The following is a 26,047-nucleotide window of genomic DNA, read 5'->3' as shown; positions in this document are numbered from 1 at the left end:
GGCGCCCCAACCTCATGATCCCCGTCAATGCGAGGCGCCCCTGCCCGGCCCATGGTCGCGGCGACAACGGAGAGTGGGTGACATGACGAACCCGGGCGGCGACCGGCACGCGCAAAGCGCGCGCGAGATCGCGGTGGCGGCGCCGTCCGATCTGCCGACCCGCACGCTATGGCCATTCCTCGCGCTGACCTTCGGGATCACCTGGGGGATCACGGGGGCCTACATCTTCCTTCCCGGGCCGACGACCGCCCTGTTCGGTCCGATCGGCCCGACCCATCCGCTATTCTTCATCGCGACCTGGGCGCCGGCGCTCGCCGCGGTGCTTCTCGTCGCGCGCCGCTGCGGGCGGCTCGGCCTCGGCCGGTTCCTGTCGCGGCTGCTCCGGTGGCGTGCCCCCGCAGGCTGGACGGTCTTCGTTCTGCTGGGTCTGCCCCTCGTGTTCGTCCTGGGCTCCCTGTTAAAGGGCGGGCCCCTGCTGGCGCCCCGACCGCCCGAGGGTGTCGGCGGCATGATCGCCCTCCTCGGGATCATGCTTCTTCTCGGCCCGGTCGAGGAGCTGGGCTGGCGCGGCGTGCTGCAGCCATTGCTGCAGCGGCGGCTCGCCCCGCTGGCGTCGGGCCTCGTCATCGGCACGATCTGGGGGCTATGGCACCTGCCCGCGTTTCATCTGGCGGGTACCTTGCAGAGCGACTGGAGCTTCTGGCCCTTCTTCATGGGCAATGTCGCCCTTGCCGTCCTCCTGACCGCGCTGCTCAACGCCAGCGGCGGCAGCCTGTTCTGGCCCGTGCTGTTTCACTGGCAACTCATCAATCCGTTCTGGCCGGACGCGCAGCCCTGGGACACCTGGCTGCTGGTCGCGATCGCCGCCGCTATGGTCTGGCGCGACCGGGAGAGGATGCTGACGCGCGACAGCGGCGTCACGGAGGTGGTGCCAAGGCGCCCTGACGCGAGGACCTGACCCCGGGGCTCAGGACGCCCGCCGGCGCGGTCCGGTTCCTGCGCCCCGGTCGGTCCTCCGCGCCACGCGGTGGATCGCGGCCATGGTGACGGGCGGACCCAGGATCTCGAAGACGACCGCCGCGGCGATCGCGAGGGCCATGATCGTCGTCCCCCAATCCGGCAGGCTCTCGGCCGCGACCAAGGCCATCCCGACCGCCACGCCCGCCTGCGGCAGCAGCGCCGGGCCGTAGAAATGGCGCTCGGCATCGGGCACCCGGCCCAGCCGGGCCCCGATTTCGCCGCTGATCAAGCGCGCGGCGATCCGCAGGCCGACATAGGCCGCCGTGATCCAACCCAACGACCAGAGCGCCGCGATCTCGAGCGAGGCGCCGGCCAGCAGGAAGAACAGGATCATGAAGGGCAGCTCGATGCGCTCGATCTCGTTGAAGGCGTGGTCGTGGTGGCGGGCGAGATTCGCGATCAGCGCGCCCGCGGTCATGCCCGCGATCAGGAAAGACACCTCGAGCCAGAGCGCGAGACCCGCGGTCAGGAAGACGATGCCGAAGGCCTCGGTCTGCAGCGGCTCGCCGGGTTTCAGCCGGCCGGTCAGGTAGGCGGCGGGCGCCCCGATCGCGCCGCCAAGAAGGACCGCGCCGCCGATTTCGCGGCCGGCACTGACCAGGGGGCCGGTCCAGACCGCCGACTGATCGACCAGCGCGAGGCAGAGGCTGAAGATCAGCAACCCCCAGACGTCGTCGATGGCCACGACACCGGCCAGCGTTTCAGTGAAGCCGTTATGCACGCCCGACTGGCGGATCACGTCCGCGATCGCGGCGGGCGCCGTGGCCGAGGCGATGGCGCCGAGCAGGAGCGCAAGCCCGGGATCGAGGCCCAGGGCCGCCAGCCCGCCGGCGACGATCGCGGTCGTGCCGAGGACGACGAGAAGCGAGATCGACAGGATCGCCCGGCCGTGCCGCGCCAGGTTGCGCCGTGTCAGGTCGGCGCCCAGCAGGAAGGCCACCATGGTGAGCGCGAGGACGGAGATCACCTCGAACCAGTCCCCCGCCTGCGGCGGCAGCAGGTCGAGCCCCGAGCGCCCCACGACGAGGCCGAGCAGCAGGAGCATCGTGACCCGCGGCAGGCGGGTCATGCGGCCGAGGTGATCGGCGCAGAGCCCGACCAGGAACAGGGCGCCGAACGTCACCAGAGGCAGCGCGTGTTCCATCACCCCGGGTTCCGGACGCCCCGCCGCCCGACCGTCAGCGCAGCAGTCCGAGCGCGTCCATGTCGATGCCGAGCGGGCCGCTCAGATCCGCGATCGAGTCGTAGAGAAGCTCGAGCGAATATTGCGGGTTATGGGCGTAATTGCCCGGGTCGGCGGTCACGAGCTTCCAGTTGAAGGCCGTGCGCAGGCTTCGCGGGGTCCAGTCGCCGTAGACCACCGGGGCGCCATCGACCATGTCGATCGCGCCGTCCCCGTTCGCATCCGAGAAGAAATAGGGATAGCGCGTGCCGTCGAAGATGACCGGCGCGCCCGCGACCTCCTGCGTATAGGCGACGAGCATGTCCATCAGCCGGTCGGCATTCGCCTCGATATCAGAGCGGATGCCCACCGAGGTGTCGCCGCTGCCGTCATAGCTCTGGCGCGCGATGCGGATGTCTTCGGGCGCGTCGGCCTGGTGGCACGTCAGGCAGGGCTCGAATTCGACCTCGAGCGTGTGCGGCTCGTGGCAGGAATTGCAGCTCGCGACCGGGCGGGCATGGAAGAACCGGCCCGAATAGTCGCGCCCGTCGTAATGGTAGCCCGCCGCGCCGTAGCCGCCCAGCCAGGTGGCGGCGGCGGTGGCGTAATGCGGATTGATGAAGCGCAGCTCGGCATTGGGCTCGTCGACCGGCAGCCCGGCCGTCGCCTCGGTGACGTCGATGCCCGCTGTCCGGCCCTGGTGACAGGTCAGGCACGAGGCCTCGACCCCCTGGACCGGGTGGACCAGGCCGCTCGGAAAGGTGATCTCGGTGATATCCGCGAGACCGGAATTGTGGCAGGTGCCGCAATCGACGACGCCGCCCACATCGATCGTGCCGTCGACGACGCCCGCCTCGGTCCCGTCGAGCCCGTGGAAATCGCGGAACCCCTCGCCGGAATGGCAGGTGGCGCAGGCGGCGCGGATCTCGCCGTCGTCGTCCCAGTGGCGGAAAGCCTCCGCCGCCGCGTTGGCATGGGCCGAACGGAACCAGTCGGCGATGGCCTGGTCGTTGTCGATATCGATCTCGGCGGGGGTGAAGGGGCCCGATTGCGGCAGCGCGAAGGGAATCACCGCCTCCGCCTCCTCCTCATCAGTGGCGCTCTCCTGCGCGGCGACGGGACCCGCGAAGGCCCAGGCGGCAAGGCCCGCAATGAGCACCCCGGACAGGCGCGAAGCGGTTGGCGGAAACGGCATGGTCGCTCTCCCGTGGCTGAAATTGCCTTGGTCGGAGCCTATTCCGCCCGCCATGCGCGCCACATTGATCTGGCGCATATTTCGGCGCGGAATCTCGCGCTACGGTCCCGGCGACGACTATCGACGCCCGGCCGCGGATCGCGGCGCGTTGGACGGGGACGCAATGGCATTTCTCAGATCCGGAGCAGGGCTGACGCTCGACCTCCCGTCCCCAGCGGAGGCGGCCGAGATCACCGCCATCGAGACCGAGGAAGCGGCGGTGCAGACGCCTGTCGGCGCATCGCTGCGCGTCACGCCGCTGGTGCGGGAGGGCGAGCTCGTCCCCCGGGGCGGCGCCGTGGCCTGCCTGCGGCACGCGCCCGATATCTGCTTCGTCGCCCCGCTCGCGGGCCGGGTCGCGCGGATCGACCTGTTGCCGGGGCGGCGGCTGTCGGAAATCGTGCTGTTCCGCGAGGCGGGCGGCGGGATCGAGCGCCACGACACCGCACCCGCCGAAACGCCCGCCGGGCTGCGCCGCCTGATGCAGGGCGCGGGGGTCTGGCCCCTGCTGCGCCGCCGGCCCTTCGGCGGCATGCCCGCACGCGACGAGACGCCCGCCGCCATCGTCGTCATGGTCATCGACACGCGCCCCTTCGCCCCGTCCCCGGCACTCGCGATCGAGGGACGCGAGGAGGATTTCGCGCGCGGGCTCTCGGCGCTCGAGCGGCTGACGGACGGGCCGGTGCTCGTCTGCCAGCCGGCGGACGCCCCGGTGATCGGGGCGGCGCGGGGCCGGGTCCGCGGCGTCGGATGCGGCCCGCGGCACCCGCAAGGCAGCGCGGGCATCCGCATCCATCAGACCTTCCCCGCCGGGCTCGACATGCCGGTCTGGGATATCCATGCCGAGGATGTCGCCGCGCTGGGCGCGCTTCTGGCGACCGGCGAGCTGCCGATGACGCGGCGCGTCCACATCGCCGGGGCCGCCTTGCGCGAGGCGCAGGTCCTGCACACCCATCCCGGCGCGGATCTGCGCCAGCTGACACGGCGCATCCTGCAACGCGGGCCGCATGACCTGATCTCCGGCTCGCCGCTCGACGGGCATTCGGCGCAATGGCTGGCCCCGCGCCACCGGCAGGTCACCGCCCTGCCCCGCGACGCCGCCGCCCCCCGCCGCCACTGGCTGATCGCGGCGCTGACCCGGTCGGGTCACGCGCCCGCGATCCCGACCGCCGCGCTGACGCAGGCCTTTGGCAAGGCGCTGCCCGCCGCGCCCTTCATCCGCGCGCTCAGCGCGGGCGACGACGAGACGGCGATGAAGCTCGGCCTCCTGTCCCTTCTGGAGGAGGACGTGGCGCTGGCCGATTACGTGCTCAGCCAGGGCGGCCGGCTCGGATCGCAGCTTCGCGCCATGCTCGACCGCGTCCAGGCGGAGTTCGCCGCGTGACCCGGGGCCTGTGGAGCCGCGAGACCGTGGCGCTGATGCTGCTCGCGTCGCTCCTGCCGCTTGCGCTGTTCTGGCTCTGGTTCGGCGGGGCCGAGGCGGTGGCGCGGCTGGGCCTGTGCCTGCTGGTCGTCGCGATCTGGCACCTCGCCTTCATGCTGCTGCGGGCGCAGCCGCCCTCGCTCGCCGCCGCGATCACCGCGCTCGCCATCGCGATCCTCGCGCCCGAGGGGCTGGGCGTGTTCCGGCTTGCGTTGGGCATCAGCTTCGGCGTCGTGATGGGCGAGCTCATCTTCGGCGGCTGGGGCCGGAACATCGTCCATCCAGCGACCGTGGCCCTGTCCTTCCTGGGCTTCGGCTTTCCGGCCTTCCCCTGGCCCGAGTTCGACGCACCTATTGCCTGGGCCGCGATCCCCGCGGCGCTGATCGGCATCGCGACCGGGGCGGTGCCCGGCGCGGTGCTGGCCGGCGCGGGGCTGGTGGCGGCCGCGGCCTTCGCCGGCGGGATCCTGTCCGAGTCGGTCCTCTTCGCGGCCGCGATCGCGGCGGTTCTGCTCGTGGCCGACCCGGTCACTAGCGCGGCGACCGCGCTGGGCCGCTGGGTCTATGGCGGGCTCTACGCGGCGCTGGTCGTGATGTTCGCGAATGGCTGGGCCGGGGCCGCGCCCGCGCAAGTCGCTGTAGCCGCGGCGCTTCTGGCCTCGCTGGCCGCGCCGCTTCTGGACGAACTCGCGCTCGCGATCTGGATCGCGCGACGCCGGAGGCGCCATGGCCGGACCTGACCGCAACCCCTGGCGGCGCCTGCTGGCCCTGCCCAACGAAAGCCGCGCGAAGACCGTGCTGGTGGCCTTTCTCGTTTCGGCCGTCTGCGCCGCCCTCGTCAGCGGGGCGACGGTCCTGCTGCGGCCGATCCAGGCCGCCAACCGCGCGGCGGAGGAGCGCGCCCAGATCGCCGCGCTGGTACAGGGCATTCCCGGCATGGCCGACCTGCTGGCGCAGTCGGGCGGCACGCTGTCGACCGCAGTGATCGCGCTCGAAAGCGGTCGCGCGGCGGCGGATGTGACGCCCGCGACGCTGAACGCCACCCTCGCCGATCCGGCGAACTGGACGGCGCTTGCCCCGGGCGCGGACCTGGCCGGGCTCGGCCAGCGGCCCGATTACGCCCAGGTCTTCCTGCTGCGAGACGGCGACGCGGTCTCGCTGGTCCTGCTGCCGCTGAGCGGCCGGGGCTATGGCGGGCGGATCGACGCGATTCTGGCGCTGCGCGGCGACATGAACACCATCGCGGGCCTGGCCGTCACCCAGCATTCCGAAACGCCCGGCCTGGGCGCCCGGATCGAGGAACGCTCCTGGCAGGCCAGCTTTCCAGGCACCGAGCTGCGCGATGGCCGGGGCGAGATGCGCTTTCGGGTGGCGCGCGGCCCGGCCTCGGGCGTGCACGAAGTCGACGGCATCACCGGCGCCACGCGGACGGGCAGCGGCGTGACCGGGATGGTGCGCTTCTGGCTCGGGCCCGACGGCTACGGCCCGTTTCTCGACGCCATCGCGCGCGGGGAGTTCTGAGCCATGGCCGAGCGCGTGGACTATGCCGCCATCCTGACCGAGCCGCTGATCCGGCAGAACCCGGTCACGCTGCAGATCCTCGGGATCTGCTCGGCGCTCGCCGTCACGACGACGCTCGCGACCGCGCTCACCATGTCGATCTCGCTCACCGTGGTGCTGACCCTGTCGGCGGGCCTGATCAGCGCGATCCGCCGGCATATCCCCAACACGATCCGCCTGATCGTCCAGATCGTCATCATCGCCGCGCTGGTGATCGTGATCGACCAGGTGCTGCAGGCCTATTTCGCCGAGATCAGCCGGGCCCTGTCGGTCTATGTCGGGCTCATCACGACCAATTGCCTCGTACTCGGCCGGACCGAGGCCTACGCGCGCCACCACGCGCCACCGGCGGCCATGGTCGATGCCTTCGGCAACGGCCTGGGCTATTCCCTCGTTCTCCTCGTGATCGGCGGCCTGCGGGAGCTTTTCGGCAAGGGCGAGCTGTTCGGCGCCCAGGTCCTTCCGCTGGCCGATGCCGGGGGGTGGTTCACCCCGCTCAGCCTGATGCTGCTGGCGCCCTCGGCCTTCTTCCTGCTGGGCCTTCTGGTCTGGGCCGTGCGCAGCCGGGTGCCCGAGCAGATCGAGCCCCCCGAGCACACGCCGCCCCTGCGGACGGAGCCGGCGGAATGACCGGGCTCTGGTCCCTCTTTCTGACGGCGGCCTTCGTCGACAACATGCCGCTGATCCTGTTCCTGGGTCTCTGCACCTTCCTCGCCTTGTCCAAGCGCCCGGAATCGGCCTTCGGCCTCGGCGTGGCGATGACGGGGGTACTGGGCGTCACAGTGCCGCTCAATCACCTCATCTATACCGGGCTGCTCGCGCCCGGGGCTTGGGCCTGGGCGGGGCTGCCGGCGCTCGACCTGTCCTACCTGTCGCTCATCGCCTTCATCGGCGTGATCGCCGCCTCCGTGCAGGTGGTCGAGATGGTGCTCGACCGGTTCTTTCCCGCGATCCACGCGGCCTTCGGGGTGTTCCTGCCGCTCCTGACCGTGCAATGCGCGATCCTCGCCGGCAGCCTTTTCATGGTGGAGCGCAGCTACGATCTGGCGCAATCGGCGGTCTTCGGGCTGGGCAGCGGCGTCGGCTTCGCCATCGCGGTCTCGATGCTGGGCGCGATCCGGACGCGGCTGGACTATGCCGAGCTGCCCGCGGGCCTGCGCGGGCTGGGGATCGCCTTCATCCTCGCGGGCCTCATGTCCCTCGGCTTCGCGTCCTTCGCACAGATGGCGGCGGCGCAATGACCGAGGTTCTGCTGGGCAGCTTCGTCATCGTCGCGCTGGTCGTCGGGCTGGCGGTGGCGCTGGTGGGCCTGCGGCGGCGCCTGATCCCCGCCTCGGGGCTCGACGTGGCGGTGAACGGCGCGCTGCATCTCGCGGCGCGGCGCGGCGACACGCTTCTGGACGTACTGCAGGATGGCGGCATCCTCATCCCGGCGGCCTGCGGCGGATCGGGCACCTGCGGGCTCTGCCGCGTGACGGTGCCCGGCCCCGGCGCGGGCGATCCGCAGGCGACCGAGCGGGGCGTCCTGTCGCCCCGCGACCGCCGCGCCCATATCCGCCTCGCCTGCCAGGCGCGGCTGCGCGGCGATTGCGCGGTCGAGGTGCCCGAGGATGCGCTCGGCGCGCAGGGCGGCTTCCTGGGCACCGTCACCTCCGCCCGGATGCTGGCGCCGCTGATCCGCGAGATCGTGGTCGATCTGCCCGCCGACCACGCCTCGGCGTTCGAGGCGGGCGCGTTCATGCAGATCACCGCCCCGCCCTTCGGGCTCGATTTCGCCACCCTCGACCTGCCGCCGGCCTTTCGCGACGACTGGGAGATCGCGGGCTGGCGGTCGATGCGCGTGGCCTCCGAGACCGAGGTCACCCGCGCCTATTCGCTGGCCAGCCGCCCCGAGGATGCCGGGCGCGCGGTCTTCGTCATCCGCCTCGCCGTGCCGCCGCCGGGGCAGGAGCACGAGCTTCCGCCGGGGCTCTGCTCCTCCTGGCTCTTCGCGGTTCAGCCGGGCGAGGAGATCCAACTCTCGGGCCCCTTTGGCGACTTCCACGTCCAGCCCAACGACCGCGAGATGGTCTTCGTCGGCGGCGGCGTCGGCATGGCGCCCTTGCGCGCGATGATCCACCAGGAGCTTGCGCGCGGCAGCACGCGGCGCATCCGGTATTTCTACGGCGCACGGTCGGCGGCCGATCTGTTTTATGCCGGGGAATTCGCGACCCTCGCGGCGGCCCATCCCAATTTCAGTTGGACGCCTGCTCTGTCGGACCCCGCCCCGGGCGACCGGTGGACCGGCGCCACGGGCTTCATCCATGAGCAGTTGCGCGCCGAGATGCGGGACCACCCGGCGCCCGAGGAGTGCGAATACTATCTCTGCGGCCCGCCGGTGATGGTTTCGGCGGTGCTGGCGACCCTGGATCGGCTGGGCGTCGAGCCCGGGTCGATCTTCTACGACGATTTCGGAGCTTGAGCGATGCGGACAGGCACAGGACATCTCACCCGGCGCGGCGCCCTCGGCGCGATGGGCGCGGCGCTTCTGACGCCGCGCGTGGGCTTCGCCGGCGGCGTCGAGACCCTCGCCGGCGCGGCCTTCGGGACGCGCTGGCGGATCGTGGCGCGCGAAGGCGCGGATCTCGCGCGGCTGAGGCCCGGGATCGCGGCACTGTTCGACGGGATTGACCGCGTCTTCTCCCCCTGGCGCGCGGGTAGCGCGATCAGCCGGTTCAACGCCGGGACCGGCCCGGCGCAGGACCCGGCGCTGCGCGCGGTGACGGGCGCGGCGCTGGCGATCGCGCGCGCGAGCGACGGCGCCTTCGATCCGACGGTCGGCCCCCTCGTCGCGCGCTGGGGCTTCGGGCCCATCGCGCGGGGCGGCGCGCCGGATTGGCGCGCACTGTCGCTCGGCGCGCGGTCGCTCGCGAAGGCGCGCGCGGACCTGACCCTCGACCTCTGCGGCATCGCCAAGGGCCACGCGCTGGACCGCGCCGCCGAACTGATCCGCGCCGCGGGGTTCGACGATCTGCTGTTCGAGCTCGGTGGAGAGTTCCTCGCGCTGGGCCGGCACCCGGACGGGCGCGACTGGCGCGTGGCGGTCGAGGGCCCGCCCACGCGGCCGGCCCCAGCCGCGCTGCGCCTGCCCGCGGGCGCCGCGGTCGCCACCTCGGGGGTCTGGACGCAGAGCTACCGCCGGAACGGACGCCTCTACAGCCATATCGTCGATCCGCGGACCCGGGCGCCCGCCGCGGGCGGGCTGCGCGCGGTGACGGTGGTGGCGGAGGACGCGACCCGCGCGGATGGCTGGGCCACCGCGCTCTGTGCCGCGGGCGAGACGGCCGGACCCGACATCGCCGCGACGCGGGACATCGCCGCGCTGTTCCTGATCGAGACGGATGGCGGCCTGCGGCAGGTCCGGACCGGCGCGATCGCGGATATGATCCTGTGAGGAGGGCACGACCATGATCGAACTCCTCTTCGCCATCGCGGTGGTCTCGCTGGCGGCGGGCGGGATCGGGCTGGGCCTCGTCTTCGGGCGCGCGCCGGTCCGCAGCAGCTGCGGCGCCGCCGACCGGCTGCCGGACGCGCGCTGCGCCGATTGCCCGCTGCGCCGGCGCGCCGCGCGGGGGACGCCGCCATGACCGAATACCGCGTCGGCGCGATCATGCGCCGCGACATCCCGACCCTCTCGCCCGAGACGCCCATTCGCCGGGCCGTCGCCGTGCTGGTCGATGCCCGCGCCGCCGCCGCGCCGGTTCTGGGCGAAGACGGGCACCTCGTCGGGATCCTGACTCAGAAGGACTGCTTCCGCCCCGCGCTGCACGCCAGCTATCATCGCGAATGGACCGGGCGGGTGGCCGATCACATGTCGCAGAATGTCATCGCGGTCGATAGCGAGGACGAGGTGATCCGCGTGGCCGAGATGTTCATGGAGCATCCCCACCGCGTCTTTCCCGTCCTCGAGGGCGGCCGGGTGGCGGGTCTTCTGCACCGCGCCGACGTGCTCGCGCTTCTGGCGAGGTTCGGGTGACGGCCCGCCGGCTGGCCTTGGGGCTCGCCGCGCTGCTGGCCCTCGGGGCGGGCGCCGCGCTGGCGCTGCGGGCCGCGGATGCCCGCGCCGAAGGGGCGCTCAGGGCGGCGCTCCTGAAGGCCGGGCGGGACGCGCCCGCGCCGGCCTTCCATCCCGCGATGCTCGACGGGCTTCCCGCCCCGGCGCGGCGCTTCTTCCGCTTCGCCATCGCGCCGGGCACGCCGCTGCGGATCGCGGCCACGATCGAGATGGGCGGCACGCTGAGCCTCGGCCCGCGGGACGACGCAAGGGACCAGCCCATGACCGCCCGCCAGATCCTCGCGCCGCCGCACGGCTTCCTTTGGCAGGTCGAGACCGGCGGCGCGATGCGGCTGACCGGCTCGGACGCACTGGGCGCCGGCACCAGCTCGACGCGGTTCCGCCTGCTGTCGGCGCTGCCCGTGGTGCGGGTGGCCGGCGATCCCAATCATTTCCGCTCCGCCTTCGGGCGGATGGTCGGCGAAGGGCTGTTCTGGACGCCAGCCGCCTTCCTGCCGCAGGCGCAGTCCGGATGGGACGCCCTCGCCTGGGAGGCCGTCGATGGCGACACGGCGCGCGTCGTCGTGGCGAAATACGGCCTCGAACAGGCGGCCGAGATCACCGTCGATCCGGAGGGCCGCCTGCTGCGGGTCGTCTTCCGGCGCTGGAGCAACGAGAACGCGGCGCGCCGATACCGGCTTCAGCCATTCGGCGGGGACGTGTCGGGTTTCGCGCGTTTTGACGGCTTCGGGCTGCCCACGCGCGTGACGGGCGGAAACCATTACGGGACGGAGCTTTACCACCCGTTCTTCAAGGCGAAGGCGACCCGCATCACCTTGCGCTGATGCCGCGGGCGCGGGACCGGACGCGGGGGGCTACCGCAGCGACACCCAGGCCGCGTCGCGCTTCGACGACCGCACGCAGGCATCGACGAAGCGGACACCGTCGAGCCCGTCATGGACCGTCGGCAGCAAGTGGTCCGGCGCCGCGCCCTCGCGATGCGCCTCGATCAGGTCGGCGGCCTGCGCGTAGATATTCGCGAACCCCTCCAGGTAGCCCTCGGGATGGCCGGGCGGGATGCGCGCGCCGGTCGTCTCGGTGAACCCGGCCCCGCCGCGCGTCAAAAGGCGCTTCGGCTCGCCATGGGGCGTGTGCCAGAGCAGGTTCGGATCCTCCTGCGCCCATTCCAGCCCGCCGGCTTCGCCGTAGACGCGCAGCCGCAGCGCGTTCTCGTTGCCGGGCGCGACCTGGCTGGACCAGAGCAGACCCCGCGCGCCGTCCGCGTAGCGCAGCATGACATGGGCGTTGTCGTCGAGGCGCCGGCCCTCCACGAAGCTCTGCAGGTCGGCGGCGAGGCTTTCGGCGCGCAGGCCGGTGACGAAGCCCGCGAGGTTGTAGGCATGGGTGCCGATATCACCCACGCAGCCGCCCGCGCCGGAGCGTTCGGGATCGGTGCGCCATTCGGCCTGCTTGAGGCCCTCGCGCTCCATCGCGGTGGTCAGCCAATCCTGCGGATACTCGACCTGGATCACGCGGATCCGGCCCAATGCGCCGCGCGCGACCATGTCGCGGGCCTGCCGGACCATGGGATAGCCGGTGTAGTTGTGAGTCAGCACGAAGAGCGCGTCGGCGCGTTCGACCGCCTTCACCAGCTTCCGGGCATCGGCCAGCGTCGCGGTCAGCGGCTTGTCGCAGATCACGTGGATGCCGCGCTTGAGGAACTCGCGCGCTGCTGCGTAATGGACATGGTTGGGCGTGACGACCGCCACCGCCTCGATCCCGTCCTTCAGCCGCGCCTCGCGTTTGGCCATGGCGGTGAAGTCGTCATAGCTGCGCGCCGGGTCGAGGCCCAGTGCCGCGCCCGAGGCCCGCGCCTTCTCGGGCGTCGCGGAGAGCGCGCCCGCCACCAGCTCGTAGCGGTCGTCGAGCCGGGCCGCGATGCGGTGGACGCCGCCGATGAAGGCGTCGTTGCCGCCGCCCACCATGCCCAGACGGATGCGGCGGGTCATCGGTCCAGCCCCAGCATCGCGCGGTTGGCCGCGTCATCCGTGCCGCCGGCGGCGAAATCGTCGAAAGCGGTCTCGGTGACGCGGATGATGTGATCGCGCACGAATTGCGCGCCCTCGCGGGCGCCGTCTTCGGGATGCTTGAGCGCGCATTCCCATTCGACCACGGCCCAGCCGTCGAAATCATTGGCCGCCATCTTCGAGAACACCGCCCCGAAATCGACCTGGCCGTCGCCCAGGCTCCGGAACCGGCCGGCCCGGTCGACCCAGGACTGATAGCCGCCATAGACCCCCTGCCGCCCGGTCGGATTGAACTCCGCGTCCTTGACATGGAACATGCCGATCCGGTCGCGGTAGATGTCGATATTGTCGAGATAATCCAGGCATTGCAGCACGTAATGGCTCGGATCATAGAGCATCATCGCGCGCGGATGGGCGTCGACGCGGTCGAGGAACATCTCGAAGGTGACGCCGTCATGCAGGTCTTCGCCGGGGTGGATCTCGTAGCAGAGATCGACGTCCATCTCCTCGGCATGGTCGAGGATCGGGCGCCAGCGCGCGGCCAGCTCGTCGAAGGCGGCCTCGATCAGCCCCGCGGGCCGCTGCGGCCAGGGGTAGACATAGGGCCAGGCCAGCGCGCCCGAGAAGGTCGCATGCGCCCCGATCCCGAGATTGCGCGACGCGGTCAGCGCCTTCTTCACCTGATCGACTGCCCATTCCTGCCGCGCCTTCGGGTCGCCGCGGACGGACGGATCCGCGAAGCCGTCAAAGGCCGCGTCATAGGCGGGATGGACCGCGACGAGCTGGCCCTGAAGATGGGTCGACAGCTCGGTCACCGCGACGCCGTTTGCCGCCGCCTGTCCCTTGAACGTGTCGCAGTAGTCTTTCGACTCCGCCGCCGTCGCCAGGTCGAACAGCCGCGCGTCCCAGCTCGGCACCTGCACCCCCTCGTAGCCGCAATCGGCGGCCCATTTCGTGATTGCGTCCCAGGAGTCGAAGGGCGCTTCGTCGCCCGCGAACTGCGCCAGGAACAGCGCCGGACCCTTGATCGTCTTCATGGTCTCTCCTCCCTAGGGCGGGGCATCGGTTTCTATTCGGCCAACCCCTCGAACAATCGCGCCACGGCCTCGGCGCCGGGGTCGACGTTACCACGCAGCTGTCCCTCGCCCACATAGGCGGCGCGGCCGGCCCGGGCGCGGGTCAGCGTGGCGGTATGCGCGGCGCCTTCGCGGGCGGCGGTCGCGGCCGCGCCCATGCCGTCCGGCAGCGCATCTAGCGCCGGCGCGAGCGCGTCGATCATGGTGCGGTCGCCGGGCTCGGCGCCGCCGATCTCCTGCATGCGGGCCAGCCCCGCGCGCAGCGCGCCGATCATGTCGTGCCCGCCCGCCGCCGCGTCGCCCGCGGCGGTGAAGAAGATCGCGAGCAACACCCCGGACGAGCCGCCCATGGTCTGCGACAGTTCCTGCCCGATTGCGCGCAGAAGCTGGGTGTGATCGGCCAGCGGCATCCGGCCCAGGGCGCCCGTCATGGCCCGCGCCGCACCCGCGAGCGTGGAGCCGGTATCGCCGTCGCCCGATTTTGCGTCGAGCGCGTTCAGGTCCGCCTCGGCCGAGATCAGAAGGTCGCAGCAGCGGCGCAGGAAGGCCTCGGTCTGCGGGTCCGAGGACGGCTCGGGCGCGATCGGGGCCAGCCCGTCGGGCAGGGCGTCGATGCCGACCTCGCCCAGCGCGTCGCAGCCGGGCCAGGCGGTCATCGGCACGGGCGTGGACAGCGCGGCGATCTCCTCGGCACTGGCGGGATAGACCGAGACCGAGAAGCCCCGCATGTCGAGCGAGGTCATTAGCGAGGCCGGCCCGATCACATGTCCGATCCGCGCGCCGATCTCGGAGGCGGCGAGGTCGCGCGCCAGGATCGCCATCTCCAGCTCCGAGGTGCCGCCGAGATTGTTGAGAAGCGCGACATGCGGCCCCTCGCCCATCGCCGTCTTCAGCTTGGCCGCGACCGCCGACATCGCCGCCGCCGCGCCCTCGTAGGCGACTTGCTCGACCCCCGGCTCGCCATGGATGCCGAGGCCCAGCTCGGCCTTGCCCGCGGGGATCCGCTCCTCGCGCGGCGAGCCGGGGACCCAGCAGGTATCGAGCGACATGCCCAGCGACCGCGTGCCCGCGATCACCCGCTCGGCGGCGGCCTTGACGGCATCGAGATCGGCGCCGGCCTCCGCCGCCGCGCCGGCGATCTTGTGAACGAAGAGCGTGCCCGCCACGCCGCGCGGGCTCGGCAGGTCGGGCAGCGCGATGTCGTCGTCGACCACGACCATCTCGACGCGCTTGCCGAAGGCGCGCGCGCGCTCCGCCGCGAGGCCGAAATTGAGCCGGTCGCCCGTATAGTTCTTCACGATCAGCAGGCAGCCGGCGGCGCCGGTCACCGCGAGGATGCCCGCGAGGACGGCATCGACCGACGGCGAGGCGAAGACGTCGCCGCAGACCGCCGCCGTCAGCATGCCGGGGCCGACGAAGCCCGCATGGGCCGGCTCGTGCCCCGACCCGCCCCCGGAGACCAGCGCGACCTTGCCGCGATCCCAGTCGCCGCGGGTGACGACCCGGATATGCGGATAGCCGTCGAGGCGGCGCAGCCGCCCGCCCGAGCTGCGCACGAGGCCGTCGATGGCGTCGGTGACGATGGCGTCCTTGGCGTTGACGAACTGTCCCATGTTCCCTCCCGTGGATGGCGTCAGATGCGGCGGCCGTCGGCGTCGAACCAGAAGGGCCGTTCCGGCCGGATGGCCAGCGCCTCGCCGCCGCGCAGCGGCGTGTGCGGATCGGTGACGGTGACGATCGGATGGCCGGCGAATTCGAGATGCAGCCGGGTCTGGTCGCCCAGCCGCTCGACCCGCTTCACCGTGGCGTCGGACCCCTCGCCCTGCCGGATCTGCTCGGGCCGCAGGCCGATATGCCGAGCCCTCGGCGGGGCGCCCTCGAACAGGTCGGCGGGAAGGATGTTGATCCGCGGCTGGCCCAGCCGCGCGGCGGCATAGAGGCTGACCGGATCCTCGTAGATCTCGCGCGGGGGGGCGAACTGCACCAGGCGTCCGTGATCGAGCACGCCCACATGCGTGGCCATGGTCATCGCCTCGATCTGGTCGTGGGTGACGTAGATCAGTGTCGCGCCCAGGTCCCGCTGGATGCGCTTGAGCTCGATCCGGAGATCGGCGCGCAGCTTGGCGTCGAGCGAGGATAGCGGCTCGTCCATCAGGAAGACCTGCGGCGTGCGCACCAAGGCCCGCCCGATGGAGACGCGCTGCATCTCGCCGCCCGAAAGCTGGGTGGCCTTGTTGTCGAGCTTGTGGGAGATGCGCAGCGTCTCGGCGATCTCCGAGACGCGGGCCGCGATGGCGTCCTTCGGCGTCTTCAGGATCGGCGACTTCAGCGGGAATTCCAGGTTCTCGCGCACCGTCAGATGCGGGTAGAGCGAGTATTGCTGGAACACCATCGCCACGTCGCGCTGGGCGGGCGTAAGACCGGCCATGTCGCGCCCGCCGATGCGGATCGATCCCGCGTCGATCGGATCGAGGCCCGAGACCGCGCGCAGCGTCGTGGTCTTGCCCGCACCCGTCGGCCCGAGCAGCACCACGAAGGAGCCGTCGGGCACGGTCATCGTCACGTCGTCCAGCGCGCGCGTCTCGCCGAAGCGCTTGGTCACGCCGTCCAGGATGACCTCAGCCATGGCGCAGCACCTCCGCATTCGCCTCGGAGAGCAGCGCCCGGCCCGTGACCTCGTCGAAGAGCGTGAGCGTGCGCGCGTCGAAGCGCAGCCCCGTCCGGTCGCCGATGGCCGCCGGCTGGTCCGAGGACAGCCGCGCCTTCAGCGGGCCGCAGGGCGTCGCGAAGCTGACGATCTGCGTGGTGCCCAGATACTCGACCGCGGTGACCTCGCCGCGGTAGTCGGAGGTCGGGTCGGGTGCGACGTGTTCCGGTCGAACCCCCAGCGACAGCCGGCCCGCACGGCCCGCCCGCTGGGTCGGGACGCCGATCTCGACCCCGTCCAGCGTCACCGAACGCGCGCCCTCGGCCACGCCGCCGTCGAAAGGCAGCACGTTCATCGGCGGCGAGCCGATGAAGTCGGCGACGAACTTGGTCGCGGGCCAGTCGTAGATGTCCTGCGGCACGCCGAACTGCTCGACGACGCCATGGTTCATCACCACAATCTTGTCGCCCATCTGCATCGCCTCGAGCTGGTCGTGGGTGACGTAGACCGTGGTCGCGCCCATCCGGTCGTGCAGCGCGCGCAGCTCCTCGGCCATGTGCTCGCGGAACTCGGCGTCGAGCGCGCCCAGCGGCTCGTCCATGAAGAAGGCCTTGGGATCGCGTACGATCGCCCGGCCCAGCGCCACGCGCTGGCGGTCGCCGCCCGACAGCCCGCCCACCGGCCGGTCGAGGATATCCTCGATGCCGAGGATACCCGCGACCTCGGCCACCTTCTCGCGGATCTGGGCGCGCGGGAGGCCTTGCGACTTCAGCGGGTAGGAGATGTTCCCCCGCACGTTCATGTGCGGGTAGAGCGCGAACATCTGGAAGACGAAGGCGATGTCGCGTTCGGCGGCGCGGCGCATCCCGACCTCCTCGCCGTCGATATAGATCTCGCCCGCGGTCGGCAGCTCCAGCCCCGCCATCATCCGCAGCGTCGTCGTCTTGCCGCAGCCCGAGGGGCCCAGCAGCATGAAGAACTCGCCGTCCTCGATGGTGAAGCTCGACGACTGGACGGCGGTGAAGTCGCCGAAATCCTTGCGGAGGTTCTCGATGCGGATCTGGGCCATGGGGTCAGTCCGGAAAATGGCTGACGACGATGAACATCACCGTGCCCACCAGCGTGACGAGGAAGGACCAGGTGTAGAGCACCAGCACGAAGGGCTGCATCAGCATCAGGACCCCGGCGGCGATCAGGACGGTGGCAACCATCTCCATCGGCCCGCGCCGCAGGAGGCCGGGCCAGCGGCGGCCGTCTCGCTCCGCGCCGCCCAGTCGCGGTGCGGGCGCCTCGAAGAGGCCGGCGTCATCCTCGGGCGGCACACCGCCATATCCGGGTCCCGAATGGGTCATTTGCGCACCGCTCCAAAGGTGATGCCGCGCAGCAGGTGCTTTCGCAGCAGGATGGTGAAGACCATGACTGGCACGAGGAACAGCGTCGCGCCCGCCGCGACGGCCGGCCAGTCCTGGCCGCCCACGCCGATGATAGTGGGGATAAAGGGCGGCGCCGTCTGCGCCGTGCCCGAGGTCAGCAGGACGGCGAAGGCGTATTCGTTCCACGCGAAGATCAGGCAGAAGATCGCGGTCGAGGCGATGCCCGTCGCGGCCTGCGGCAGCACCACCTTGTAGAAGGCCTGGAACCGCGTATAGCCGTCGATCATCGCCGCTTCTTCGTATTCGCGCGGGATCTCGTCGATGAACCCCTTCAGCAGCCAGACCGACAGCGACAGGTTCACCGCCGTGTAGAGCAGGATCATCCCCGCATGCGTGTCGCTGAGCCCGATCTGCCGGAACATCAGGAAGATCGGGATGGCGACGGCGATCGGCGGCATCATCCGGGTGCTCAGGATGAAGAACATCAAATCGTCCTTCAGCGGCACGCGGAAGCGGCTGAACGCATAGGCCGCGGTCGTGCCCAGCAGGATGGCGAGGAAGGTCGAGCCGAAGCCGATGATGACCGAGTTCAGGAAACGCTCGCCGTAACGCGACGGCCCGACGATCACCATGTCGTACTGGCGCACGATGCGATCGTACCAGGTCTCGGGCGGGTTGGCGGCGAGGAAGTCCTCGGTCTGGCGCGTGCGCTGGGTGAAGAGGTTCACATAGCCTTCCAGCGTCGGCTCGAAGACCATCTTGGGCGGGTAGGCGATCGCGTCGGAGGGCGATTTGAACCCGGTCGCGATGATCCAGAGCAGCGGCAGGATCGTGATGACCGCATAGAGCACGACCAGTACGCCCGCGGTCCATTTCTGGCGGGCGGAGGGGGCGGTGACGGAGAAGTTCATCGGTCCTTCACCTTGTTGAGGGCCTTCACGTAGATCGAAGCCAGCCCGAAGACGGTGACGAACAGGATGACGGCATAGGCCGAGGCATAGCCTGTGCGCCATTTCTCGAAGGCTTCGCGCTTGAGGTTGATCGAGGTGAGCTCGGTCACCGAGCCCGGCCCCCCGCCGGTCAGCTGGACCACGAGGTCGAACATCTTGAAGTTCTCGATGCCCCGGAACAACACCGCCAGCATCAGGAAGGGCAGCACCATCGGCACCGTGATCGTCCAGAACTGGCGCCACTTGCTCGCGCGGTCGCATTCCGCCGCCTCGTAGATCGAGTCCGGGATCGAGCGCAGGCCGGCCAGGCAGATGAGCATCACGAAGGGCGTCCACATCCAAGTGTCCACGATCACGATCGACCACGGCGCGAGATCGACCGAGCCGATCATCGAGAAGGAGGACGGGTCGGCCCCCGTGAAGAAGGCGACCGCGTAATTGAACAGCCCGATCTGCGGCTGGTAGAGGAAGGTCCAGAAATTGCCGACCACGGCGGGCGACAGCATCATCGGCAGCACGATCACCGTCGTCCAGAAGGCGCTGCCCTTGAAGTTCTTGTTGATCAGGTAGGCCAGCGCGAAGCCGATCAGGACCTGCAGCACGATGGTCCAGAACAGGAAATGCGCGGTGGCCTGCATCGTCAGCCAGATATCCTCGTCGGTGAGGATCCGCTCGTAATTGCGCAGCCCGACCCATTCCGCCTCGCGGTTCCGGTTGGCGCGGAAGTTGGTGAAGCTCAGCCGCACCGTCCAGATCAGCGGGAAGATGTTGATCGCCAGCAGCAGCACGATCGACGGGCCCACGAAGAGCCAGGCGATGGCCCGGTCGCTGAGCCCGCGAATGCGGCGTGCGACATCCGGCGGGGTGGCGCGGGCCACCCGATCGATTGGGGTCTCAGCCATCTGAACCTTCCCGGGGATGGGGCGCGGCGCTCCGCGGAGCGCCGCGCCTTGGAAGGAGCCCCCGGTGCCCGACGGGCCCCGGGAACCCGGTCGCGATCAGAGCTTGCCTTCGTCCTCGAAGGTCTCCGTCCAGTCCTCGATCAGCTTGTCCAACGCCTCCTGCGCGGTGCCCTGGTCGGCGACCACGTAGTCGTGCAGCCGCTTCTGCATCGCCAGGAGCAGCTCGGCATAGGCCGGCTCCTGCCAGAAGTCCTGGACTTGGTTCATTGCCATCAGGAAGTCGCCCGCGAAGGGGGCCGAGGCCTCGAAGCCGTCGCCCTCGATCACGGCGGTGTGGACAGGGTAGCCGCCCAGTTCCCACCATTTCTGCTGCACATCGGGCTGCGCGAACCACTTGATGTATTCCAGCGCGGCGTCCTGCTTGTCGCTATAGGACACGACGCTGATCCCCTGTCCGCCCAGCGTCGAGGCGGCGACATTGGCCGAGGGGTTCACGAAGAAGTCGATCTTCTCCCCGCCCACATCCGGGTCGGCATAAAGGCCCGGGAAGAAGGCGAACCAGTTCATCGCCATCGCCACCTGGCCCGATTTGAACGCGTCGAGCGACTGCTCCATATAGGCGTCGGTATAGCCCGGCGGCGTGCAGCACTCGTAGAGCTCCTTGTAGAACTCGAGCCCCGCGACGGCCTCGGGCGAATTCACCGCCCCGTCCATCTGGTAGCTGCCCGGCTCGGTCTCGTATTTGAAGCCATGCGTGTAGAGCGCGGCCGTGGCGCCCATCGTGATCCCCTCCGAGCCGCGCTCGGTGAAGATGGAGGCGCCGTAGCGGGTCTGGCCGTCGATCTCTCGGTTCTGGAAGAACGCGGCGATCTCCTTGAGCTCGGCCATGGTGGTGGGCTCGGCCAGCGGACGGCCGTGCTCGGCCTGGAAGGCCTCCTGCACCTCGGGCATCTCGAACCAGTCCTTGCGATAGAACCAGCCCAGCGCGTCGCCCATGGCGGGCAGCGCGTAGTAATTCTCCGATCCCTTGGGCCAGGTGGAATAGGCATAGACCGCCGCGTCGGCGAAATCGTCCATGCTGATGGCTTCGGCCTCGAAGAAGTCGTTGAGCTTCACGTAATGGCCGTTCTCGGCGCCGCCGCCGATCCACTGGCTGTCCCCGATCAGAAGGTCGCAGAGCTGGCCGCCGGAGTTGAGCTCGTTGAGCATACGGTCGGCGAAATTGGGCCAGGGGACGAATTCGAAGCTCATGCTGTGGCCGGACTCGGTCTCGAAATCCTTCGACAATTCGACCAGGGCGTTGGCCGGATCCCAGGCCGCCCAGCACAGGGTCAGGTCTTCGGCCTTCGCGGCGCCGGCCATCGAGACGATGGCTGCCGTGCAGCCGAGTAAAGCGCGTTTCATCATTAATATCCTCCCGTTTCGGATCGCGGTCTGTCGCCGCCGACCATCGCCCGGAGTTGGCATCTGAACCTGCCGCAGGGGACGAGGGTGCTATTGAGGTACGTGCCTCAACTCGATTCGGCAACAGAATTGTCTGAGGTGCGCACCTCATTTTGCGCTTTCTTACCCGGGGACGCCTATCGTAATGTCCGGCGCCATGACCGACCGCACAACCGACCGCACCACCACCCGCCCGACCACCCGCGACGTCGCCCGCGCCGCGGGCGTCAGCCTCGCGACGGTGGACCGGGTGTTGAACGGCCGTGCGGGAGTGCGCACCAAGACCGTCGAGAGCGTGCAGGACGCGATCCGGCGGATCGGGTTCGAGCGCGATCCCGTGGCCGCCGCGCTCGCGCGCCGCCGCGACCTGCGCTTCGCTTTCGCCCTGCCCGAGCATGGCGACCAGTTCCTGTCGCGCCTGACCGCGCATGTCGCCGAGGCCGACGCGGCGCTCGGCGCGGAGCGCGTCCGCGTCGAGGTCATCCACCTGCCCGACGGCCCCCACCGCGCCGCCGAGCGGCTGGACCAGATGAAGGCCGGCGACTGGGACGGCCTGGCGCTGCTCGCGCCCGGGACGCCGGTGCTGCGCGACGCGATCGGACGGTTGCGCCAGCGCGGCATCCCCACCGTCGCCGTCATCGCCGACCAGCGCGCCGCGGCGCGCTTCGTGGGCATCGACAATCGCGCGGCCGGGGCCACGGCCGGCGCGCTGATGGGCCGGTTCGCGGCCGGGCGCCGCGGCTCGATCCTGGTGCTGACGGACCGGCTGTCGCTGCGCGACGCCGTCGAGCGGCGGCTGGGCTTCGACACGGTCATCGGCGCGCGCCATCCCCATCTGCGCCCCCTGCCCTCCGTCGAAACCCGCGGCGACGCGGCCCGGACGCGCGAGGTGATCGCCCGCGCGCTGGAGCTGCGGCCGGACCTGGTCGGCGTCTACATGCTGTCGCTCGAGGCGCAGGTGCCGCTGCGCGCCCTGGCGGAATTCGCGACCTCGGACATGATCCGCATCGCGCATGAGCGCACGCCCTTCACCGAGACGGCGCTGCGCGAAGGGCTCGTCGATGCGATCATCACGCAGGATACCGGCCATGTCGTCCGCAGCGCGATCCGGACGCTGCGCGCCGAGGTGGAGGGGCGCCCCGTCCTCGCCGCGCAGGAGCGGATCCGGATCGAGATCCTGCTGGAGGAAAACCTCTGAGGGACTAAGCCGGCCGGCTCGGCCCTCAGGTTCCCCGGTCCGCCCAGCCCGCGAAGATCCGCTCCAGCCAGACGACGATATAGTAGAGAACGATGCCCAGGACCGCGAGCGCGATGAGCACCGCAAACATCAGCGGATAGTCGGAATTCGTCTTGCCGCTGTCGAACAGCGCCCCGAGACCGCGCCCGTGCGGCGAGACGATCTCCATCAGGTTGGTGCCGATGAAGGCCAGGGTGACCGAGACCTTCAGCGCGCCGAAGAACTCCGGCAGCGTCTTGGGCAGCGCGATCTTGCGGAAGATCGTCAGCTTCGACGCCCCGAGCGAGCGCAGGATGTCGCGGTATTCCGGCTCGAGCGTGGACAGCCCGATCGAGACCGAGACGGCGATCGGGAAGAAGGAGATCATGAAGGCGATCAGCACCGTGTTGAAGTCATGCGCGCCCACGAAGAGCAGCGCCACGATCGGCACGACGGTCGCCTTCGGAATCGCGTTGAACCCCACCAGCAGCGGATAGAGCGCATCGCGCATCACCCGGCTGAATCCCATCACCATGCCAATCAGGACCCCCACGATCATGGCCAGCACGAGCCCCACCACCGTCCGCCACAGGGTCTGCCAGCCCATGACGATGAACAGCTCCCAATAGCGCGAATAGGCCGGCGGCAGGTCGGAGGGCGAGGCCATGACGTAGTTCGGCCAGTCGTTGACCCAGACCAGCGCCTCCCAGACGGCGAGGAAGACCAGGATGGCGACGACGGGCGCGACCACGGCCCGGCTGGTCAGCCGCGAGATCAGCGTGGCGTTGCGCGGCGCGACGGTCGGCGCCTCGGGCGCGGGGCTGTCGGCGGGAACATAGGCCATGGCGGGCTCCTATTCGGCGGCTTCGGCCGGGGCGCGGCCCTGCGCGACGGCGATCTGGTGGCGCAGCACATTGAGCTGGTCGGCGGCCTTGGCGGTGTAGAGCTGGTCGATGTCGCGCGCGCCCTGCGTCTCGACATCGAGGACGTATTGCACCGTCGCGGGGCGGCCCGAGAGCACGAAGACCTCGTCGGCCAGGAAGATCGACTCGCGCAGGTCATGGGTGATCAGGACGCCGGTGAACGGCTCCTCGGCCTTCAGCCGGTGCATGGTCTGCCACAGATCCTCGCGCGTGAAGGCGTCGAGCGCGCCGAAGGGTTCGTCGAGGATCAGCACATCCGGCTGGTGGACCAGCGCGCGGCAGAGCGAGGCGCGCTGGCGCATCCCGCCCGACAGCTCCGAGGGGCGCTTCTCCTCGAACCCTTCCAGCCCGACAAGCGACAGCAGATGCCGCGCCCGGTCCTGCTGCGCGCGGCGGTCGAGCCTCGTGGGCACGATCTCGAGCGGCAGAAGCACGTTCTGCAGGATGGTGCGCCATTCCAGCAATACGGGGTTCTGGAACGCCATGCCCACAGTCGAGCGCGGCCCGGTCACCCGCTCGCCATGCAGCCAGACCTCGCCCTGATCGGGTTTCATAAGGCCCGCGATCAGCCGCGTCAGCGTGGACTTGCCGCAGCCCGACGGCCCGACGACGGCCGCGAAGCCGCCCTCGGGCACGGCGATGTTCAGGTCGCGCAGCACCGGCAGCGGGCCGGCGGCGGTCTGGTAGGCGTGGGTGACGCCCTTGATCTCGATCAGGTGGTCGGACATGGGCCCCTCCGGTCCGGTGCGCGGGCGACGCGGGGCCGCCCGCGCGGGTGTCAGTTCATCGCGAAGCCGCCCTCGGGCAGATAGGCGTCGGTGAAATAGAGCGCCGCGTCGGGCGCGTTCTGGAAGTCGTAGGTCTCGGCGATCTGTTCCAGCGCGCGGGCCATGCGCTCGGGGTCGATCGTGCCCATGCCGTTCGCGGCGACGTAGTCGGTCATCACGTTGGCGTCGACGGCCAGCTGCAGGCGCCGCTTCTCGAGCTCGGCATCGGCGGCGGGGTTGCGCGCGATCAGGCTGGCGATGGCGGCGTCCGGATCGGCGATGGCATCCTTCCAGCCTTCGGCCACGGCGGCGAGGAAGGCTTGCACCAGCTCGGGGTTCTCCTCCGCGAAATCGGTGTTGACGATCACCGCGTTGCCGTAGAGCGCGAGCCCGTGATCGGCCATCAGGATGGTCGAGATGTCGTCTTCGGGCACGCCCAGGCGCACGAGGTTCAGGAAGGACGAGAACGAGAAGCCCGTCACCGCGTCGACCTCGCCCCCGGCCAGCATCGGCTCGCGCGTGGGAAAGCCCACCGGCTCGACCGTGATGGCCGACACGTCTAGGTCATTGGCCGTCGCGAAGGCCGGGAATTGCGCCCAGGCCCCGTCAGGCGGCGGCGCGCCCAGCACCTTGCCCTCCAGGTCCTTGGGCGCTTCGATCCCCAGCGATTTGCGCCCGACGATGGCGAAGGGCGGCTTGTCGTAGACCATCATCACCGCCGTCACCGGCGCGCCGGGGTTCTGGTCGAGAAACTTGATCAGCGAGTTTATGTCGGCGAAGCCCACGGGGAAGGCGCCGGTCGCGACCTTCGGGATCGCGTCGAGCGAGCCCTGGCCGGCGGCGACCTCGACCTCCAGCCCGGCCTCGGCGAAATGGCCGTTGTCGATGGCGGCGAAATAGGGCGCCGCGGGGCCTTCGAATTTCCAGTCGAGCGCGAAAGGCATCTCGGTCTGGGCGGCCACCGAAGTGGCCATGAGCGCCCCGGCGATCCCGGCAATGGCACGATGCAGCATGGTAGTCCTCACCCGTTGTTCTGTTGGCGGTCGGGTCGGCCCTGGCCGCACCCCCCGCGCGGTTCTAGCCCCGGCCCGGCCGTGATGGGCAGGTTCGGAGCGCGATCAGCGTAACTGAATCCCGGGGCGCGGCAACCGGCGCCGCATTTTTGGGCGCCCTGCCCCGCATCGAGCAGCCCGCAAGCCCTCAGCGCAGGTCGACCGCGTAGGTGAGCTCGGCCATCGCGTAGGTGCAGCGGCGCAGCTCGGCCACCTTGCCCGCGACGTCGCCCGCCTGCCGCCGGATGAGCAGAAGCGCCTCGCCCGCCGCGACCTCGAGCCCGTCCTGCCCGGCTTCGGCCACGGCCGGCGCCAGGGTTTCGGAGGCGGTGAGGATCGCGACGCCGTAGGCGCGCTGGTAGAAGGGATAGAGCGCGTTGGCCGGGGTCTGCCGCTCGCCCAGGCCCGGAAAGCGGTCGGCGGCGACGACGACCCGTTCGCGTGCGGCCAGCCGACCGTCGATCCGGCGCAGGCGGTCGATCTCGTAGACGCGGGGCGAGTCCAGCGCGACCTCGTCCGGCGTGGCGTCGCGCAGGGTGACCGACTGGCGCTCCAGCACCGGGGTGACCAGCGCGCCCGCCGCGTCGCGCAGCCGGAAGAAATGGAACAGCGCGGTCTCGTCGGTCGAGACGGCGACGAAGGTGCCCCGCCCCTGCCGCCGCTCCAGGATGCCGCGCGCTTCCAGAAGCGAGAGCGCCTTGCGCGCGGTGCCCTGGCTCGCGCCGTATTGCGCGCCGATCTCGGTCTCGGAGGGCAGCATCTGGCCGGGCGACAGATCGCCCCGCGCGATGCGGTCCGTCAGGTCGGCCAGGATGCGGCGATAGAGCGGTTCCATGCGCCACCGATAGCGGCGGACCGCCGGGCGCTCAAGTCTTATATCTTCACTCTTGTATAAGACTACTGAGAGGCGTAGAAGACACCCAGACTCAGGACACCCAGGGAGGATGAGATGAGCAAACCCCAGCTTCTCGTGCATGACAAAGCCGACAATGTCGGCGTCGTCGTGGTCGAGGGCCTCACGGCGGGCACCGACATGCTCGGCGTCGTGACCCACGACAACAGCGATTTCCGCCTGACGGCCAAGGCCGACATCCCGATCGGCCACAAGGTCGCCCTGAAGGAACTGAAGGCCGGCGATACCGTCATCAAGTATGGCGAGGATATCGGCAAGATGGTGGGCGACGCCGAGACCGGCGGTCACGTCCATACCCATAACTGCAAAACCAAGAGGTGGTAAGA

General features: G+C 70.3%; 28 protein-coding genes. 13 read left to right on the top strand and 15 right to left on the bottom strand.

The window, feature by feature from the left end:
- Positions 1 to 82 precede the first annotated feature (82 nt).
- A complete protein-coding gene (locus tag P8627_RS16390; protein ID WP_279965324.1) occupies positions 83 to 958 on the top strand; it encodes a CPBP family intramembrane metalloprotease in 876 nt (291 codons plus the stop codon).
- 9 nt (positions 959 to 967) lie between these two features.
- On the opposite strand, the gene P8627_RS16385 is transcribed toward P8627_RS16390, so the two are convergent.
- Positions 968 to 2,164 carry a cation:proton antiporter gene (locus tag P8627_RS16385; protein ID WP_279965323.1) on the bottom strand — a complete coding sequence of 399 codons (1,197 nt, stop codon included), beginning with the start codon at positions 2,162 to 2,164 and terminating at the stop codon, positions 968 to 970.
- A 34-nt stretch (positions 2,165 to 2,198) separates the two neighbouring features.
- Positions 2,199 to 3,377 carry a cytochrome c3 family protein gene (locus tag P8627_RS16380; RefSeq protein WP_279965322.1) on the bottom strand — a complete coding sequence of 393 codons (1,179 nt, stop codon included), beginning with the start codon at positions 3,375 to 3,377 and terminating at the stop codon, positions 2,199 to 2,201.
- 163 nt (positions 3,378 to 3,540) lie between these two features.
- On the opposite strand from P8627_RS16380, the gene P8627_RS16375 reads away from it, so the two are divergent.
- From P8627_RS16375 to P8627_RS16330, 10 genes are read left to right on the top strand one after another with little or no spacing between them, the layout of a single operon-like run.
- Positions 3,541 to 4,800 (top strand): Na(+)-translocating NADH-quinone reductase subunit A, encoded by a 1,260-nt coding sequence (locus tag P8627_RS16375; RefSeq protein WP_279965321.1) that lies wholly within the window; start codon positions 3,541 to 3,543, stop codon positions 4,798 to 4,800.
- The gene (locus tag P8627_RS16370; RefSeq protein WP_279965320.1) at positions 4,797 to 5,579 is read left to right on the top strand and encodes an RnfABCDGE type electron transport complex subunit D; all 783 of its coding nucleotides are present in this window, start codon (positions 4,797 to 4,799) and stop codon (positions 5,577 to 5,579) included. The genes P8627_RS16375 and P8627_RS16370 overlap by 4 nt, the downstream gene beginning before the upstream one ends.
- Positions 5,566 to 6,360, top strand: coding sequence for an FMN-binding protein (locus P8627_RS16365; protein ID WP_279965319.1), 795 nt, complete (start codon positions 5,566 to 5,568; stop codon positions 6,358 to 6,360). Before P8627_RS16370 ends, P8627_RS16365 begins: the two co-directional genes overlap by 14 nt.
- A gap of 3 nt (positions 6,361 to 6,363) precedes the next feature.
- Positions 6,364 to 7,029 (top strand): NADH:ubiquinone reductase (Na(+)-transporting) subunit D, encoded by a 666-nt coding sequence (locus tag P8627_RS16360; RefSeq protein WP_279965318.1) that lies wholly within the window; start codon positions 6,364 to 6,366, stop codon positions 7,027 to 7,029.
- A complete protein-coding gene (gene nqrE, locus P8627_RS16355; RefSeq protein ID WP_279965317.1) occupies positions 7,026 to 7,640 on the top strand; it encodes an NADH:ubiquinone reductase (Na(+)-transporting) subunit E in 615 nt (204 codons plus the stop codon). Before P8627_RS16360 ends, nqrE begins: the two co-directional genes overlap by 4 nt.
- The gene (gene nqrF, locus P8627_RS16350; protein ID WP_279965316.1) at positions 7,637 to 8,860 is read left to right on the top strand and encodes an NADH:ubiquinone reductase (Na(+)-transporting) subunit F; all 1,224 of its coding nucleotides are present in this window, start codon (positions 7,637 to 7,639) and stop codon (positions 8,858 to 8,860) included. Before nqrE ends, nqrF begins: the two co-directional genes overlap by 4 nt.
- A gap of 3 nt (positions 8,861 to 8,863) precedes the next feature.
- Entirely contained in the window at positions 8,864 to 9,832 is a 969-nt protein-coding gene (locus tag P8627_RS16345; RefSeq protein ID WP_279965315.1) for an FAD:protein FMN transferase, read from the top strand.
- Between the two features lie 13 nt (positions 9,833 to 9,845).
- The gene (locus P8627_RS16340; RefSeq protein WP_279965314.1) at positions 9,846 to 10,025 is read left to right on the top strand and encodes a hypothetical protein; all 180 of its coding nucleotides are present in this window, start codon (positions 9,846 to 9,848) and stop codon (positions 10,023 to 10,025) included.
- Positions 10,022 to 10,414 (top strand): CBS domain-containing protein, encoded by a 393-nt coding sequence (locus tag P8627_RS16335; RefSeq protein WP_279965313.1) that lies wholly within the window; start codon positions 10,022 to 10,024, stop codon positions 10,412 to 10,414. Before P8627_RS16340 ends, P8627_RS16335 begins: the two co-directional genes overlap by 4 nt.
- Complete coding sequence (locus P8627_RS16330) at positions 10,411 to 11,277, top strand: DUF6544 family protein (RefSeq protein ID WP_279965312.1); 867 nt, start codon at positions 10,411 to 10,413, stop codon at positions 11,275 to 11,277. The genes P8627_RS16335 and P8627_RS16330 overlap by 4 nt, the downstream gene beginning before the upstream one ends.
- A 30-nt stretch (positions 11,278 to 11,307) precedes the next feature.
- Here P8627_RS16330 and P8627_RS16325 read toward each other — a convergent pair whose 3' ends face one another.
- The 9 genes from P8627_RS16325 to P8627_RS16285 form a co-directional block, all read right to left on the bottom strand.
- Positions 11,308 to 12,441 carry a Gfo/Idh/MocA family protein gene (locus P8627_RS16325; RefSeq protein WP_279965311.1) on the bottom strand — a complete coding sequence of 378 codons (1,134 nt, stop codon included), beginning with the start codon at positions 12,439 to 12,441 and terminating at the stop codon, positions 11,308 to 11,310.
- Entirely contained in the window at positions 12,438 to 13,496 is a 1,059-nt protein-coding gene (locus P8627_RS16320) for a sugar phosphate isomerase/epimerase family protein (RefSeq protein ID WP_279965310.1), read from the bottom strand. Before P8627_RS16320 ends, P8627_RS16325 begins: the two co-directional genes overlap by 4 nt.
- 32 nt (positions 13,497 to 13,528) lie before the next feature.
- Entirely contained in the window at positions 13,529 to 15,148 is a 1,620-nt protein-coding gene (locus tag P8627_RS16315) for a dihydroxyacetone kinase subunit DhaK (RefSeq protein ID WP_279965309.1), read from the bottom strand.
- Positions 15,149 to 15,168: 20 nt separating this feature from the next.
- Positions 15,169 to 16,161, bottom strand: a complete 993-nt coding sequence (locus P8627_RS16310) for an ABC transporter ATP-binding protein (RefSeq protein WP_279965308.1) — start codon at positions 16,159 to 16,161, stop codon at positions 15,169 to 15,171.
- Positions 16,154 to 17,251 carry an ABC transporter ATP-binding protein gene (locus P8627_RS16305; protein WP_279965307.1) on the bottom strand — a complete coding sequence of 366 codons (1,098 nt, stop codon included), beginning with the start codon at positions 17,249 to 17,251 and terminating at the stop codon, positions 16,154 to 16,156. The genes P8627_RS16310 and P8627_RS16305 overlap by 8 nt, the downstream gene beginning before the upstream one ends.
- A 4-nt stretch (positions 17,252 to 17,255) precedes the next feature.
- On the bottom strand, positions 17,256 to 17,534 hold the full coding sequence (locus P8627_RS16300; protein ID WP_279965306.1) for a hypothetical protein: 279 nt from the start codon (positions 17,532 to 17,534) through the stop codon (positions 17,256 to 17,258).
- Positions 17,531 to 18,466, bottom strand: a complete 936-nt coding sequence (locus tag P8627_RS16295; RefSeq protein WP_279965305.1) for a carbohydrate ABC transporter permease — start codon at positions 18,464 to 18,466, stop codon at positions 17,531 to 17,533. The genes P8627_RS16300 and P8627_RS16295 overlap by 4 nt, the downstream gene beginning before the upstream one ends.
- Positions 18,463 to 19,407 (bottom strand): carbohydrate ABC transporter permease, encoded by a 945-nt coding sequence (locus P8627_RS16290; protein WP_279965304.1) that lies wholly within the window; start codon positions 19,405 to 19,407, stop codon positions 18,463 to 18,465. The genes P8627_RS16295 and P8627_RS16290 overlap by 4 nt, the downstream gene beginning before the upstream one ends.
- Positions 19,408 to 19,503: 96 nt before the next feature.
- A complete protein-coding gene (locus P8627_RS16285) occupies positions 19,504 to 20,811 on the bottom strand; it encodes an ABC transporter substrate-binding protein (protein WP_279967503.1) in 1,308 nt (435 codons plus the stop codon).
- 196 nt (positions 20,812 to 21,007) lie between these two features.
- Between P8627_RS16285 and P8627_RS16280 the strand changes: the two genes are divergently transcribed.
- Entirely contained in the window at positions 21,008 to 22,048 is a 1,041-nt protein-coding gene (locus P8627_RS16280) for a LacI family DNA-binding transcriptional regulator (protein ID WP_279965303.1), read from the top strand.
- A gap of 25 nt (positions 22,049 to 22,073) precedes the next feature.
- Here P8627_RS16280 and P8627_RS16275 read toward each other — a convergent pair whose 3' ends face one another.
- The 4 genes from P8627_RS16275 to P8627_RS16260 all read right to left on the bottom strand — a co-directional run bounded on the left by P8627_RS16275 (position 22,074) and on the right by P8627_RS16260 (position 25,643).
- Positions 22,074 to 22,910 (bottom strand): ABC transporter permease, encoded by an 837-nt coding sequence (locus P8627_RS16275; protein ID WP_407932953.1) that lies wholly within the window; start codon positions 22,908 to 22,910, stop codon positions 22,074 to 22,076.
- Between the two features lie 9 nt (positions 22,911 to 22,919).
- Positions 22,920 to 23,717: an ABC transporter ATP-binding protein gene (locus P8627_RS16270; protein ID WP_279965302.1), complete on the bottom strand. Its 798-nt coding sequence runs from the start codon at positions 23,715 to 23,717 to the stop codon at positions 22,920 to 22,922.
- Positions 23,718 to 23,767: 50 nt separating this feature from the next.
- Positions 23,768 to 24,769 (bottom strand): ABC transporter substrate-binding protein, encoded by a 1,002-nt coding sequence (locus P8627_RS16265; RefSeq protein WP_279965301.1) that lies wholly within the window; start codon positions 24,767 to 24,769, stop codon positions 23,768 to 23,770.
- A 187-nt stretch (positions 24,770 to 24,956) separates the two neighbouring features.
- Positions 24,957 to 25,643 (bottom strand): GntR family transcriptional regulator, encoded by a 687-nt coding sequence (locus P8627_RS16260; RefSeq protein WP_279965300.1) that lies wholly within the window; start codon positions 25,641 to 25,643, stop codon positions 24,957 to 24,959.
- Between the two features lie 114 nt (positions 25,644 to 25,757).
- On the opposite strand from P8627_RS16260, the gene P8627_RS16255 reads away from it, so the two are divergent.
- Positions 25,758 to 26,045 carry a UxaA family hydrolase gene (locus P8627_RS16255; protein WP_279965299.1) on the top strand — a complete coding sequence of 96 codons (288 nt, stop codon included), beginning with the start codon at positions 25,758 to 25,760 and terminating at the stop codon, positions 26,043 to 26,045.
- Positions 26,046 to 26,047 lie beyond the last annotated feature (2 nt).

The sequence above is a fragment of the Jannaschia sp. GRR-S6-38 genome, assembly GCF_029853695.1.
Taxonomy (GTDB): Bacteria; Pseudomonadota; Alphaproteobacteria; order Rhodobacterales; family Rhodobacteraceae; genus Jannaschia; species Jannaschia ovalis.
Note: the sequence above shows the minus strand (reverse complement) of the source record. Positions and strands in the feature narration are given on the sequence as shown.